The organism is Streptomyces sp. NPDC060194 (genome assembly GCF_042728285.1).
Classification (GTDB): Bacteria; Actinomycetota; Actinomycetes; order Streptomycetales; family Streptomycetaceae; genus Streptomyces.
Map to the genome: position 1 here is coordinate 1 of NZ_JBHWZH010000145.1, position 14,324 is coordinate 14,324.

A 14,324-nucleotide genomic window follows, 5' to 3' on the forward strand; every position below is an offset into this window, starting at 1 on the left:
GGCGGTGCCGTCCGTCGTGCGCGGCGCCCCGGCTACCGCGCCGGCCCCGCGGTGCTGCCCCGCACGATCAGCTGCGTGGCCAGTTCGAGCCGCAGGGTGTCGACGTGCTCCCCGTCGATGATCTTCAGCAGGGTGGTGGCGGCCATCGCGGCCATGTCGAGCAGCGGCTGACGGACCGTCGTCAGCGCCGGATGCGTCCACCGGGCGACGGGCAGGTCGTCGAAGCCGACCACGCTGACGTCGTCCGGGATGGCGTACCCCCGGGCGCGCAGTACCTCGTACGCGCCGAGCGCCTGGAGGTCGCTGGCCGCGAAGACGGCCGTCGGCGGCTCCTCGGCCGCGGCCTCGACGGTGTCGAGCAGCCGGGCCGTCTCGGCGCTGCCGGAACGGTCGTTGAACTCGCCGTAGGACACCCACCCCTCCGGGACCGCCAGTTCGGCGCGCTCCATCGCCGCCCGGAAGCCGTCGGCCCGCGCCCGGCTGCACAGCAGCTGGCGCGGCCCGGCCAGGTGCGCGATGCGGGTGTGCCCGAGTCCGATCAGGTGCTCGGTGGCGCTCACCGCCCCCGACCAGTTCGCCGCGCCGACCGTGGGAACCAGCGCGTCGACGCTGCCCACCGGATCGACGAGCACGAACGGTATGTCCATCGCCGTCAGTCGCTTGCGCTGCTGCGGGGTGAGCTCGGAGACCACCAGGATCGCGCCGCTGCTGCGCCGCGAGGCCAACTGGTCGAGCCACTCCCGGGTGTCGGAGCTGCGGCCGTGGACCGCGGAGAGCACCATGCTGGCCCCGGCCTGGGCGAGGACCTCGTCGACCCCGCGGATGATCTCCACCGACCAGAGGCTGTCCAGCTCGTTCAGGACGAGGTCGACGACGCTGCCCCGGCGGCGGGCGGGCCGGCGCTGGTAGCCGAGCTCGTCCATGACGGTCTCGACGCGCTCCTTGGTGTCCGCGGAGACGTCCGAGCGGCCGTTGAGCACCTTCGACACCGTGGAGACGGACACGCCGGCCACCGAGGCGATCATGCTCAGGGTGATCCTGCCGGGGGTCGTGATGTCGTCCGCCGTCATGCGTGCCGTCCGTTTCCGCGTCTGCCCGTAGCTGGACCCGGCGGCCGGTCCGGGGGCGGTGGGCCCGACGGTGGTGCGCCGTTCCGGGAAGCGTAGTGGTCCCGGCGGCCACGCCCGGCCCGGTCCGGGAGCCGGACGGCCGCCGTCGGCGTGCGGGCGGCCGTCCTCCCGGTCCGGGCGGCCGCCGGTTCCGTCCGCGCGGTTCACGCGGGGCCGGTCTCCACGTACTCCGCCCAGCCGAAGTCCGCCGGTGCACCGGCCCCGGTGAGGTCCTGGGCGGCGAGGCCCAGGAACGCGCCGGTGAAACCCCAGGAGGTGAAGTGGCCGGTGGCGGGATCGCCGGTGGTGGCGCTCTCGTCTGAGAGCCGGCTGACGTCCAGCGCCGGGCCGAGCGGCCGCCAGGCCCGGGCGGCCGCGCCGGCGCCGTCCCGCCAGAAGAAGCGGCCGGCCGCGCCGCGGCCCTCCAGCCGCAGCTCCACCGGCCCCTCGCCGACGGGCACGGGCCCGGCGGGCTCGGTGTAGCGGCCCTGGTCGCAGACGCCGACCCGCAGGACCCGGCCGAGGCCGTCGTCCCAGCTCAGGTGCAAATAGTGCCAGAGCACGGAGTTGTAGTAGTGCACGAGCCCGGACATCTGGAGCGGTGAGGCGGGCTCCGCCTCCAGCCGGGTGGTGAAGGTGAAGTCGGCGGCCTGCTGGCGGCGGGCGACGAGGCTCTGCAGGTGGGTGGAGCCGAGCGACTCGCCGCCCCGCAGCCTCAGCCGCCCGGGGCGCTCGGTGAGGCTGAGCCACGACGGGTGCGGGTGGCGTCGCAGCGTCGACCAGAGCGGGCCGAGGGCGGCCGCGTCGAAGTGGTCGAGCGCCGGGGGCGCGGGGACGGGGGCGGGCGGCAGGTCCGGGGCGGGCACCGTCAGCCGGGGGAGGGGCGCACCCTTCGCGTCGACGCCGTCAGTGTCCGCACCGGGCGTGTCGGCCAGCCGCAGCCAGCCGTCCGCCGTCCACTCGACCTTCTGGATCGCCGTCTCCCGGCCCAGCACGCACGCCCCGAGCGGGGTCAGCGGGCGGGCCGTGAGGTGGGCGAGGTACCACTCGCCGGCGGGGGTGGAGACCAGCGACCCGTGCCCGGCCTTCTGCAGCGGCAGCCCGGCGTGGCCGGCGCTGGTCAGCATGGGCCCCGCCGGGTCCGCCTCGTAGGGGCCGGCCAGGGTGCGCGAGCGGGCGACGGTGACGGCGTGCTGCCAGCCGGTGCCGCCCTCGGCCGTCATCAGGTAGTACCAGCCGTCGTGGCGGTAGAGGTGCGGGGCCTCGGTGTGCGCGAGCGCGGTGCCGCTGAAGACCCGGTGCAGCGGTCCGGTGACCCGGCGGGCGGCGCGGTCCCACTCCTGGAGGAGGATGCCCGCGAAGGGGTGCCGGTCCGGCCGGTGGTCCCACTCCATCCACACCGCCCAGCTCCGGCCGTCGCCGTCGGGGCCGTCGTCGTGGAAGAGCGACGGGTCGAAACCGTGCGACGGGAACGGCGCCGGGTCCGACCAGGGGCCGGCGAGGTCGGGCGCGGTGACGACGTAGTTGCGGACGTCCTTGTACGCGCCGGAGAGGTTGGTGACGTTGCTGTACACCAGGTGGAACAGGCCGTCCGTGCGGGACAGGCACGGTGCCCACACCCCGCCGGAGTCCGGCCGCCCGACGAGGTCGACCAGCCGCTCCTCGTCGAGCAGCCCGCCGAGCGGACGCCAGTGCACCAGGTCGCGCGAGTGGTGGACGGTGACCCCGGGCAGCCACTCGAACGTCGAGGTGGCGATGTAGTAGTCGGTGCCGACCCGGAGCACGGACGGGTCCGGATGGAAGCCGGTCAGCACGGGGTTGACGATCGGGCCGGGGGCCCGGTCGGGTGCGGCGGCGGACCTGCGCGACGGAGCGGGCGCGGTGGGGTGGCCGCCGGGGAGGTCCTGGTCGCGAAGGCGCTGCGGGGCGGTCATGGTTCTCCTGTGGGGTTCGCGGGGCACGCGAGGGACGCTCGAAGCCGACGGGGAGGGCAGGGGAGGGTGTGCGGGGGCCGGCGCTCAGCCCTTGACCGCCCCGGCCATCACGCCCGAGACGATGCGGCGGGCGAGCAGGGTGAAGACCACGAGCACCGGCAGGACCGAGACGACGACCCCGGCGAGCATGAGGGTGTAGTCGGTGTAGTAGCCGGCCGCCAGCTGGTTGAGGGCGATCTGCACTGTGCCGTTCTCCGGCGGCAGGGCGATCAGCGGCCAGAAGTAGTCGTTCCAGGCGAACATGAAGGTGAACATGCCGAGCACGGTCGCCGTGGTCCGCACCCCGGGCACGACCACGTGCCAGTAGGTGCGCAGCAGCCCGGCGCCGTCCATGCGGGCGGCCTCGACCAGCTCGTTCGGGATGTTCTCCTCGATCGCCTGGCGCATCCAGAAGACCCCGATGGCGGAGACCAGCGCGGGCACGATCAGCGCGGCCAGCCTGCCGTACAGGCCCATGTCGGTGACGAGCATGTAGAGCGGAATGATGCCGAGCTGGGTGGGCACCATCACCGTCACCACGACCACCACGAGCAGCGTGTTGCGGCCGGGGAAGCGGAGCTTGGCGAAGGCGAAGCCCGCCAGCGAGGAGAGCAGGACGTTGCTGACCGCGGTGGTGCCGGCGACGATCAGCGAGTTGCCGAGCGCCTGCCAGAACGCGCTGAGCTCGAAGACCCGCCCGATGTTCTCGAACAGGTACCCCCCGGGCACCAGCGGCGGGGTCGCGCCCGCGAGGACGGAGTTGTCGTCGTGGGAGGCCACGACGAAGGTCCAGTACAGCGGGAAGACGGAGGCCGCGGTGACCGCGGCGAGGACGGCGTAGACGAACGGGCCCGACCGGTCGAGCCGGTTGGTCCGGCGCGGCACCCGTCGGGTGAGCCCGCGCCCGGGGGCGTAGGGGGTCGGTGGCTGAGGGGGCGCGGTGACGGCCATGGGATTCTCCTGTGCCCGGAGGTGCGACGAGGTGAGGGGCCGGCCTGCGGCGGTCGCCGGGGACGGCGGGACGGGCCGACCGGTGGTCAGGCCTTGGACGAGCGGCGGGCGAGCAGGAAGTTCACCGCGGCGATCACGGCGATGACGAGGAAGAGGACCCAGGAGATCGCGGAGGCGTACCCGGCGTCGTTGTTGATGAAGCCGTACTTGTAGAGCATCAGCGTCAGGGTCTGGAACTGGTGCTCCGCGCCGCCCTCCGCGTTGCCGCTCTGGTCGAACAGGAACGGCTCGGCGAAGAGCTGGAGGCCGCCGATCGTGGAGATGACCACGGTGAAGACGATCGTCGGCCGGATGGACGGCAGGGTGACCTTGAGGAACGTGGTGAGCCGGCTCGCGCCGTCGATCTGCGCGGACTCGTACAGCTCGCGGGGGACGGCCTGCATGGCGGCGAGGTAGATCAGCGCGTTGTAGCCGGTCCAGCGCCACATCACCATGAAGCTGATCGCCAGGTGCGAACTCCAGGTTTCCCCGGTCCAGTCGATCGGGTCGCTGATCACGCCGAGGCTCTGCAGGACCCAGTTGACGATCCCGAAGTCGCGTCCGAACAGCTGGGAGAAGACCAGGGCGACGGCGACCACGGACACGTACTGCGGCACCAGGACGAGAGCCCGCCAGACGCTGGGGGAGCGCAGGTGCCGGTCGAGCAGCCAGGCCAGACCGAGGGCGGCGATCAGCTGCGGGACCGTGGACACCACGAAGATGCTGATCGTGTTGAAGGTGGCGGTGTAGAAGTCGGAGTCGTCGAGCAGGCGGCTGAAGTTCTCGAAGCCGACCCACCGGCCGGCCCCGGAGAGCCGGTCCCAGTCGTGCAGCGAGACCCAGAACGTCTGCAGCAGGGGATAGGCCCCGAAGACGCCGAAGACGAGGAAGAACGGCGCGACGAAGACATAGGGGATCAGATGGCGCTCCACACGCCACCGGTTGCTCCGCCGGCCGTCGGGTCCCGGGCGGCTGTGCCGTCCGGAACCGGGCGACGTGCCTGGTCCGGCTGCCTTTCTCGGGCCGCCGGGGGTCGGGCGGGCCTGGAGCGCCATCTGGGTTCTCCGTCTTCGTCTGCGTCGTGGCGTGCGGGGTGGGGGCCGGGCGTCGCCGCACCGGCGGTGGGCGCGCCGGGTGGCGCGCCCACGGGGGTGCCGGGTCTAGCGGAGGTTCTTCTCCGCGTCGGCGAGCGCCTTCTCCCAGGCCTTCTCCGGGTCGGCCTTGCCCTGCTCCACGAGCTGGAGCGCGTTGCCGAACGGGATACGGGCCTGCTGGTCCTTGGTCCCGCGGAAGTTCGGCGTCAGGCTCTTGGCGGACGAGGCGAAGATCTCGCCCGTCGGGGCGTCGTTGAAGTACTCCTGCTTGGTGCTCTGGACCTCGGGGTCGTCGAGCACGGAGGCCAGTGACGGCAGCGAGCCCACCGGGCCGGTGAAGATCTTCTTCTGGGACGCGGCCGAGGTCAGGAAGTTGGCCAGCTCGGCGGCCTCCTTGACGTGCTTCGACTGCTCGGGCACGGCCAGGAAGGAGCCGCCCCAGTTGCCGCCGCCGCCCGGCACCGCCGCGATGTCCCACTTGCCGGCGTTCGCCTCGCCGGCGGCGCCCTTGATCAGGCCGGTCATCCAGGCCGGGCAGGTCATCGTGGCCATCTTGCCCTGCTTGATACCGGCGTTCCACTGCTGGCTGAACGGGGCCAGGTTGGCGGACTGCTTGCCGGCGGTGGCCTCGGCGGCGGCGGTGAAGAACTCCTTGACCTTCGGGTTGCTGTCCCCGATGTACGTGTCGTCCTTGTCGAAGAACCCGAACTCGGTCTGGTTCATCATGGCGCTGAAGATGTTGCCCGAGCTGTCGAACCAGGCCTTGTCCTTCACCTTGGCCCGGAACTTGTCACCGGTGGCGAAGTACTCGTCCCACGTCGGCCACAGTTTGCCGACCTCGGCGCGGTCGGTCGGCAGGCCGGCCTGCTCGAACAGGTCCGTGCGGTAGCAGATCGCGAGGCTGCCGACGTCGGTGCCGTAGCCCATCACGAAGTCGGAGGTGCCGAGGGTGCCCTGCTCCCACTTCCAGGGCAGGTACTCGCCCTTGCGGTCCAGCGCGCCGTGGTCGGCCAGGTTGGTGAACTTGTCCTTCACCGTGCGGAACTTGGGCAGGTAGCCCTCCTCGATCGCGACCACGTCGGCCGCGCCGCTGCCGGAGGCGATCTGCGTCGAGAGCTGGTTGTGGTGCTGGTCGAACTGGGAGAGGCGCTCCTTGATGACGATGTCCGGGTGACTCTTCCTGTACTCCTCGATCAGCGGCTTGTAGCCGAAGTCGCTGAACGTGGCCACGGTGAGCGTGACCTTGCCGTCGGCCTCCCCGGACCCGGATCCGCAGGCGGACAGGGTCAGCAGGGAGACGGAGGCGGCGATCGCCGCAGCGGTTCTGCAGGCACGCGTACGGCCCATGGTGGTCCTCCGGGAGAGGTGCGTGAGTGAGGTGCGGGTCGGGTGGCATCAAGGTCCCGGCTCCCGAAACTCCTGTCAAGATTTTCGCGAAATCTTGTCGCATCGCATTCTCGAATGCGCGGCCGTATCGAGCTTGGCCCGGCAAGTTCGATGCACTTCACGGTAGTCGGCGACATTGTGTGCCGATATGGTCCGTCGCATCCTGCGCAACACCCGTCGTTTTCGGGGCCGCACCCGCTCTGACCTGCGTGGCTGATCGAAACTTTCGGAAGGGGTTGCCGCGGGCCCCGCCGCGCTCCATCATTCGACCGCCCCACCCCCCGACGCAGAACCCGGAGCCGCACATGGACAACCCCAGGAACCGCAGACCGCTGATGCGGGCGCTCGGCGCGGGAGCGGTGGCGGTCAGCGCCCTCGTCTCCTTCGCCGGCCTCGCGGGACAGGCCCCGGCGGAGGCCGCCGCCCCGGCCGGCCGGGGCGTACCGGCGAACGGCAAGGTCATGCTGGTCCTCGGCCAGGACAGCGACACGCTGACCGACTACCGCAACGACGTGCTCGGCAAGCCGAACCTCGGCGCCCCCGCCCCCGGCGGCGTCACCCTCTACACCAACCTCGTCCTCGGCGGTTCCCCCGCGCCGCTGGCCGGCATGACCGGCCCCGTTAACTGGGGCGCGGGCACCGTGGACTTCGCCCGCACCCTGAACCAGTACCCGAACTCCACCCTCGCCGTCGGCCTCTACCTCTCCGACGCCACCTCCGGCTGCGGCAACCAGCCGCTGCGCGCGATCATCGGCCGCAACGACTCCGATCTCACGGGCGGAAACCCGAACCTGATCACGCAGTACCGCGCCAAGGTCGACGAGATGGTGAACCGTCTCAAGGGCTACGACCGTGACGTCCTGCTGCGCATCGGCTACGAGTTCGACGGCCCCTGGAACTGCTACAACTCCGAGTACTACAAGGACGCGTTCCGCTACATCAAGGGCCGGATCGACGCGCTCGGGGCCACCAGGGTCGCCACCGTCTGGCAGTCCGCGGCCTGGCCGGTCAACACCAACCCCGACCGCCCCGAGTACAACTACGTCGTGACCGACCCCCGGCACTTCGACAAGTGGTACCCGGGCGACGCCTACGTCGACTGGGTCGGCACGTCCTCTTTCTACAACTCCCTTTCCGTCCAGTCCCAGTGGGGCTGCGGCTCCTACGACACCGACCCCGTCGCCCTGCAGAACCGGGTCCTGGACTTCGCCCGTGCGCACTCCAAGCCGGTGATGGTCTCCGAGGCCGCGCCGCAGGGTTCGCGCACCGGCGCCAAGACGAAGAGCTGCATCTTCCGCAACAACCCGGCCGCCTCCAGCGGCCAGGCGATCTGGGATGGCTGGCACGCGGGCTACTTCGACTGGGTCAACCGCAACAAGGACGTCATCCGCTCCGCCGCGTACATCAACACCAACTGGGACGCCCAGACGCAGTGGCAGTGCCAGCCCGGAGCGCAGGCCGGCGGACCCGGCTGCGCCAACGGGAACTGGGGCGACTCCCGGGTCCAGGCCGACCCGACCGTCCTGAACAACTTCCTCGCGGAGATCAAGAAGCCGCTCTGGGTGAACGGCAGCGGCGGCGGCACCAACCCGACACCCACCCCCACCCCCACACCGACGCCCACTCCCACCCCGACCCCGACACCCACCCCGACCGACCCCGGCGCGGCGTTCACCCAGGGCGTCACCAGCGGATCGGGCACCACCGTCTGGTTCAAGCCGAACGGCTTCACGGCGACGTTCGTCACCGTCCAGTACCGGATCGCAGGCGGCTCGCCCCTGAACTACTTCCTCACCTGGGACGGCACCGACAAGCGCTGGGAGCTCCCGGTGAGCGTCCCGGCCGGGGCGACCCTCTCCTACAGCTTCAACTACCAGCCCAGCACGCAGACCAGCCAGACCACCACGCCCACCTACACCTGGACGGCACCGCGCTGATCCCGTCCTCGGCGCGCGTCCCCTGACCGGGGCGCCGGGCGGGTCCGACACCCCGCTTCCTCGCCCGGCGCCCCGCTCCACCCGAGCCGCACCGCCCCCGCCGCACCGCTCCTCCCCCCCACCGAGCCGTTGCAAGGAGTCCCCCCGTGCATCCCACCGCGAGCTCCCACCGTCCCGCCCCCGAGCCCCCGACGCCCCCGCGCCGTGGCCCGTTCGGCCGGTCCGCGCGCCTGGTCCGCGCCGCCGTCGCCGGCACCGTCACCACCGCCCTGCTGCTCCTCGCCGGGCCCGCGACCGCCGCACCCCTGACCGCCCCCGCCCCCGCCCCCGTCGCCCCGGCGGCCGCTGCCTTCCCCGGCGCCCCCGAACTGCTGCTCGGCCAGTCCACCTCCGCCGCCCTCGACGACTACAACACCTTCGCCCAGAACGCCGACGGCGCCTCCGTCTACTACGAGCTGCGCAAGGGCGACTGGGTCGGCCCCGCGCACCGCGACTTCGCCCAGCAGCAGGCCGCGCAGGGCAAGACCATCCAGGTCGGCATCAGCTGGAAGGACAATCCGCCCGGCTTCACCGGCGGCGACGAGAACGCCAAGGCCGCCCGCTCCCGCGCCGTCACCGCCGAGATCGCGGCCGGGCAGCACACCGCCCAGCTCGACCGGCTGCTCGCGTTCGCCAACGCCTACCCGCGGGCCAAGTTCAAGCTGCGCCTGGACTACGAGGTCAGCAGCTTCTACCACTGCACCGACGCGAGCTGCTCCTCCTACAAGAACGCCTTCAACCGGCTGGCGAACTACCTCGACAGCCGCTCCACCGCCCGCAACCTCAGTCACGTCTTCCACCCCGTGCGCGGCGAGTTCGAGCAGATGTATCCCGGTGACGCGGCCGTCGACTGGATGGGCGTCTCGATCTTCGCCCACGAGCTCTGCCTGCCGATATACGACCGCGGCTACCTGTACAACGGCACCCCGCCGCAGAACTACGACGTCGGCGCCACCCAGTGCCGCAACGCCTACATCGGCACCGACTCCCACGGCAACCCGGCGGCCGTCTGGCGCAACTTCGACCACGACGGCAACGTCCTGAAGCTGGTCAAGTTCGCCCGCGACCACGGGAAACCGGTCGTCCTCTCCGAGGCCGGGATGATGAACTTCACCGCGGACAACGGATCGACCGCCGGCCTGGAGCAGGCCCGCGGCGACCTGTGGATGCGCCGCCTGTTCTCGCTGATGAACTACCGCGGCCCCATCCCCAACCTCCCCGGCGAGCACGACCTGCGCGGCGTGATCAAGTCGGTCGTCTACATCAACCTGGACTTCCGCTACGGCTGGGACGGGATCGACGACGGCAGCTTCGACTTCCCGGTCGACTCCACCTGGTTCGTCGACGGCCGGCTCTCGCGCTACGGGGCTGCGAAGGCGACGTTCTGCCAGGGCCTGGCGGCCAACGGGTTCACCGCCCGCTGCCGCTGAGCCCGCGGAACGGCTCCGCGTCCGTCCGAAACCCGCCCCTGCGGCGACCGGTAGACCCGTCGGGAATCCGCTCCCCGCCGCACACACCTTCCGTCCCGCGCACCACCCGTGCCACCGTCGATCCCCATGGGAGCGCTCCCGTGAGCCGCGACCGCGCTCCCCGCCCCGTCCCCGAAGAAGGGCACCCCCCATGTCCCGAACCGCCGAAACGAGCCGCAGAACCAGGCTGATCCGGCTCTGGGCGGCCGTCGCCGCGCTGCTCGCCTCCCTGCTCGGAGCCGTGGTCACCACGGCGGCGCCCGCCGCCGCGGCCCCGGTCCTCTGCGACCAGTACGCCTCCGCCCCCGTCCAGAACAACAAGTACGTGGTGCAGAACAACCGCTGGGGCGCCTCGACCCGGCAGTGCATCGACGTCCGCCCGAACGGGTTCGCCATCACCGCCGCGGACCACAACAACCCCACCGACAACGTCCCCGCCGGCTACCCCTCCATCTACGCCGGCTGCCACTACGGCAACTGCACCGCCGGCAGCGGACTCCCGCTGCGCGTCCAGGACTTCGGCAATGTCCGCAGCTCCGTGGCGATGACCCGTCCCAACTCCGGCGAGTGGAACGCCTCCTACGACCTGTGGTTCGACCCGACCCCCCGCAGCGACGGGCAGAACACCGGTGCCGAGCTGATGATCTGGCTGGACCACCGCGGGCGCCCCCAGCCCATCGGCTCCCGCGTCGCCACCGCGACCATCGAGGGTGCCACCTGGGACGTCTGGATCGGCGACATCGGCTGGAACGTCATCAGCTACGTCCGCGCCTCCGGCACCGGCTCGCTCGACTTCTCCGTCAACGCGTTCACCGACGACGCCGTCTCCCGCGGCCAGATCCAGCGCTCCTGGTACCTGACCAGCGTGCAGGCCGGCTTCGAGCCGTGGGTCGGCGGCGCGGGCCTGGCCGTCGACGACTTCGCCTTCACCACCAACGGCGGGGGAGGGGGCGGCGGCGCCAAGGCGATCGTCGGCCGGCAGAGCAAACGCTGCCTCGACGTGACCGACGGCAACCCTGCCAACGGCACGCCGGTCATCATCTACGACTGCTGGGGCGGCCCGCCGCAGCAGTGGACCCTGGCCTCCGACGGCACCATCCGCGCCTTCGGCAAGTGCCTGGAGGTCGGCGGCGGCGCCGGCGCCAAGGCCAACGGCTCCAGGGTCAACCTCTGGGACTGCTGGGGCGGCGCCAACCAGAAGTGGACCGTCAACTCAGACGGCACCATCCGCAACCCCAACTCCGGCCGCTGCCTCGAAGCCGCCGGCCAGGGCACCGCCAACGACACCCGGATCCAGATCTGGGACTGCTGGGGCGGCGAGAACATGAAGTGGGACATCCGCTGACCCGTCCCTGAGCGACCCCCGACCGGCCCCCTTCCGGCCGCTACCCCACGGTGGCCGGGAGGGGGCTCTCCCGTCGCCCGGGAGCCGCCGTCCGCGTCGCACGGATCGCCGTGAAGGGTTTGAATGCCCTGAAAGGCACTCGTACCCGATCGGAGCGGCTATGGCTGAGGACGGGACCCCCGATGAACGCCTCTGACACCGGCGCGCCGCCGCCCGCCGCCTCCGCGGGGCCGTCCACGGCCGGGGAGCCGCCCGCGGCCAAACTGACGCTGGTCACCCTGACGGCCCTCGTCGTCGGTTCGATGGTCGGCGCGGGCGTCTTCTCCCTGCCCAGCCGCTTCGCCGCCGAGACCGGCGTCGCGGGCGCCCTGATCTCCTGGACCATCGCCGGCCTCGGCATGCTGATGCTCGCGTTCGTCTTCCAGTCCCTGGCCGTGCGCCGCCCGGACCTCGACGCCGGGGTCTACGCGTACGCCAAGGCCGGCTTCGGCGAGTACCTCGGCTTCTTCTCCGCCTTCGGCTACTGGGCCAGCGCCTGCGTCGGCAACGTGACCTACTGGGTGCTGATCATGTCTACGATCGGCGCGATCGCCCCGGCGCTCGGCGAGGGCGACACCGTGCTCGCGATCGTGCTCTCCTCGTTCGGGCTGTGGGGCTTCTTCCTGCTGGTGCGGCGCGGGGTCAAGGAGGCCGCCGCGATCAACCGGATCGTGACCGTCGCCAAGATCGTCCCGATCCTGTTCTTCGTCGTCCTCGCGCTCTTCTACTTCGACCCGTCCGTGTTCGCGGACAACTTCGGCGGCGCGGACTACGCCGGATCCCTCTTCAGCCAGGTGCGCGGGACGATGCTCGCCACCGTCTTCGTCTTCCTCGGCGTCGAGGGGGCCAGCGTCTACTCCCGGCACGCCAAGCGGCGCTCCGACGTCGGACGGGCGACCGTGCTCGGCTTCCTCAGCGTCTTCGCCGTCTTCGCCTCGGTCACGATCGTCTCCTACGGCCTGCTGCCCATGGGCGAGATCGCCGAGCTGCGCCAGCCGTCCATGGCAGGCGTCCTGGAGTCGGCGGTGGGCACCTGGGGGAAGGTCTTCATCAGCGTCGGACTGATCGTCTCCGTCCTCGGCGCCTACCTCGCCTGGACCCTGATGGCCGCCGAGGTGCTGTTCGTGGCCGCCAAGGACAAGGACATGCCGCGCTTCCTCGGGCGCTCCAGCGCCGCGGACGTCCCCGTTCCCGCGCTGCTGCTGACCACCGCTTTGAGCCAGGTCGTGCTCGTCGTCACGATGTTCTCCGACGACGCATTCACCTTCGCCCTCGACCTCACCAGCTCGCTCAGCCTGATCCCGTTCCTCCTCGCCGCCGCCTTCGCCCTCAAGCTCGCCGCGAGACCGGAGCGGGAGGGCGCCGTCGGGGGCGCCACCCGGCGCGAACTGGCGATCGCCGCGCTCGCCGTCGTCTACACCGCGTTCCTGCTCTACGCGGCCGGGCTCAAGTACGTCCTGGTCTCGTTCATCCTCTACGCCCCGGCCACCTTCCTCTTCGTCAAGGCCCGCCGCGAGCAGCACCGGCGGCCGTTCTCGCCCGGCGAGGCCGTCCTCTGCGCGGTCACCGTCGTCGGCGCCGTCCTCGGCGTCGTCGCCCTGGCGGCCGGCTGGATCGAGCTCTGACCCCGAACCCGACGCGCTCCCGGACCCACCGAAAGGCACCCCGCCATGACCACGACCGAACCCGCCGCGCCGGCCCTCGGCGTCCACTCCGAGGTCGGCCGGCTGCGCAAGGTCCTCGTCTGCGCCCCCGGCCTCGCCCACCGCCGACTCACCCCCACCAACTCCGACGACCTGCTCTTCGACGACGTGATGTGGGTGGAGAACGCCCAGCGCGACCACGCCGACTTCGTGAACAAGCTCCGCCAGCGCGGCGTCGAGGTCGTCGAGCTGCACGACCTGCTCGCCGAGACGATGGCGCTGCCGGAGGCCCGCGACTGGCTCCTGGACCGCAAGATCACCCCCAACGAGGTGGGTCCGGGGCTCGTCGACGACACCCGGGCCTTCCTGGAGTCCCTGGAGCCCCGCCCGCTCGCCGAGTACCTGATCGGGGGCCTGTCCACCGTCGACCTGCCCGACGCGTACCGCTCCGGCTACCTGGCCCTGGCCCGCGAGTCGCAGGGCGCGCGCGAGTACCTCATGCCGCCGCTCCCGAACACCCTCTACACCCGCGACACCACCTGCTGGCTCTACGGCGGGGTCACCCTGAACCCGCTCTACTGGCCGGCCCGCCACGACGAGACGCTCCTGATGAAGGCCGTCTACACCTTCCACCCCGACTACCGCGACGCCCGCGTGTGGTGGGGCGACCCCGAGCAGAGCTGGGGAAGGGCCACCTTCGAGGGCGGCGACATCATGCCGGTCGGCAACGGCGTCGTCCTCATGGGCATGAGCGAGCGCACCTCGCGCCAGGCCATCACCCAGGTGGCGGCGTCCCTCTTCGCGAACGGCGCGGCCGAGCACGTCGTCGTCGCCGGCATGCCCAAACTGCGCGCGGCGATGCACCTCGACACCGTCTTCACCTTCGCCGACCGCGACATCGTGACCCTCTACCCGCGGATCATGGACGCGGTCCACACCTTCTCCCTGCGCCCCGGTGACAACGCGCTCGGCGTCGACATCGTCGACGAGGGCTCGGCCGCCTTCACCGACGTGGTCGCCCGCGCCCTCGGCCTGCCCGGCCTGCGGATCGTCGAGACCGGCGGCGACGTCTACGCCTCGGAGCGCCAGCAGTGGGACAGCGGCAACAACGCCGTCGCCCTGGAGCCCGGCGTCGTCTTCACCTACGACCGCAACACCCAGACCAACACCCAGCTGCGCAAGGCCGGCGTCGAGGTCGTCACCATCGTCGGCGCGGAGCTCGGCCGGGGACGCGGCGGCGGCCACTGCATGACCTGCCCGCTGGTGCGGGACCCGGTCGACTTCTGAGAAGGGTGCGGGG

Annotated in this window: 10 protein-coding genes; 5 read left to right on the top strand and 5 right to left on the bottom strand. The window is 71.5% G+C overall.

Going from position 1 to position 14,324, the window contains the following annotated elements:
* Positions 1-32: 32 nt before the first annotated feature.
* From ACFWEG_RS24310 to ACFWEG_RS24330, 5 genes are all read right to left on the bottom strand, one after another.
* On the bottom strand, positions 33-1,070 hold the full coding sequence (locus tag ACFWEG_RS24310; RefSeq protein WP_387218896.1) for a LacI family DNA-binding transcriptional regulator: 1,038 nt from the start codon (positions 1,068-1,070) through the stop codon (positions 33-35).
* Positions 1,071-1,273: 203 nt separating this feature from the next.
* Entirely contained in the window at positions 1,274-3,043 is a 1,770-nt protein-coding gene (locus ACFWEG_RS24315) for a glycoside hydrolase family 43 protein (RefSeq protein ID WP_387218898.1), read from the bottom strand.
* Between the two features lie 84 nt (positions 3,044-3,127).
* Positions 3,128-4,033, bottom strand: a complete 906-nt coding sequence (locus ACFWEG_RS24320; RefSeq protein WP_387218900.1) for a carbohydrate ABC transporter permease — start codon at positions 4,031-4,033, stop codon at positions 3,128-3,130.
* A gap of 86 nt (positions 4,034-4,119) precedes the next feature.
* Positions 4,120-5,127, bottom strand: a complete 1,008-nt coding sequence (locus ACFWEG_RS24325) for a carbohydrate ABC transporter permease (protein WP_387218903.1) — start codon at positions 5,125-5,127, stop codon at positions 4,120-4,122.
* 105 nt (positions 5,128-5,232) lie between these two features.
* A complete protein-coding gene (locus ACFWEG_RS24330) occupies positions 5,233-6,513 on the bottom strand; it encodes an extracellular solute-binding protein (protein WP_387218905.1) in 1,281 nt (426 codons plus the stop codon).
* Positions 6,514-6,857: 344 nt separating this feature from the next.
* Between ACFWEG_RS24330 and ACFWEG_RS24335 the strand changes: the two genes are divergently transcribed.
* From ACFWEG_RS24335 to ACFWEG_RS24355, 5 genes are all read left to right on the top strand, one after another.
* Entirely contained in the window at positions 6,858-8,489 is a 1,632-nt protein-coding gene (locus ACFWEG_RS24335) for an endo-1,3-beta-xylanase (protein WP_387218907.1), read from the top strand.
* 146 nt (positions 8,490-8,635) lie between these two features.
* The gene (locus ACFWEG_RS24340) at positions 8,636-9,958 is read left to right on the top strand and encodes a hypothetical protein (protein ID WP_387218909.1); all 1,323 of its coding nucleotides are present in this window, start codon (positions 8,636-8,638) and stop codon (positions 9,956-9,958) included.
* Positions 9,959-10,148: 190 nt separating this feature from the next.
* Positions 10,149-11,342 (top strand): RICIN domain-containing protein, encoded by a 1,194-nt coding sequence (locus ACFWEG_RS24345; RefSeq protein WP_387218911.1) that lies wholly within the window; start codon positions 10,149-10,151, stop codon positions 11,340-11,342.
* A 182-nt stretch (positions 11,343-11,524) separates the two neighbouring features.
* A complete protein-coding gene (locus ACFWEG_RS24350; protein ID WP_387218914.1) occupies positions 11,525-13,006 on the top strand; it encodes a basic amino acid/polyamine antiporter in 1,482 nt (493 codons plus the stop codon).
* Positions 13,007-13,051: 45 nt separating this feature from the next.
* A complete protein-coding gene (locus ACFWEG_RS24355) occupies positions 13,052-14,311 on the top strand; it encodes an arginine deiminase (protein WP_387218917.1) in 1,260 nt (419 codons plus the stop codon).
* Positions 14,312-14,324 lie beyond the last annotated feature (13 nt).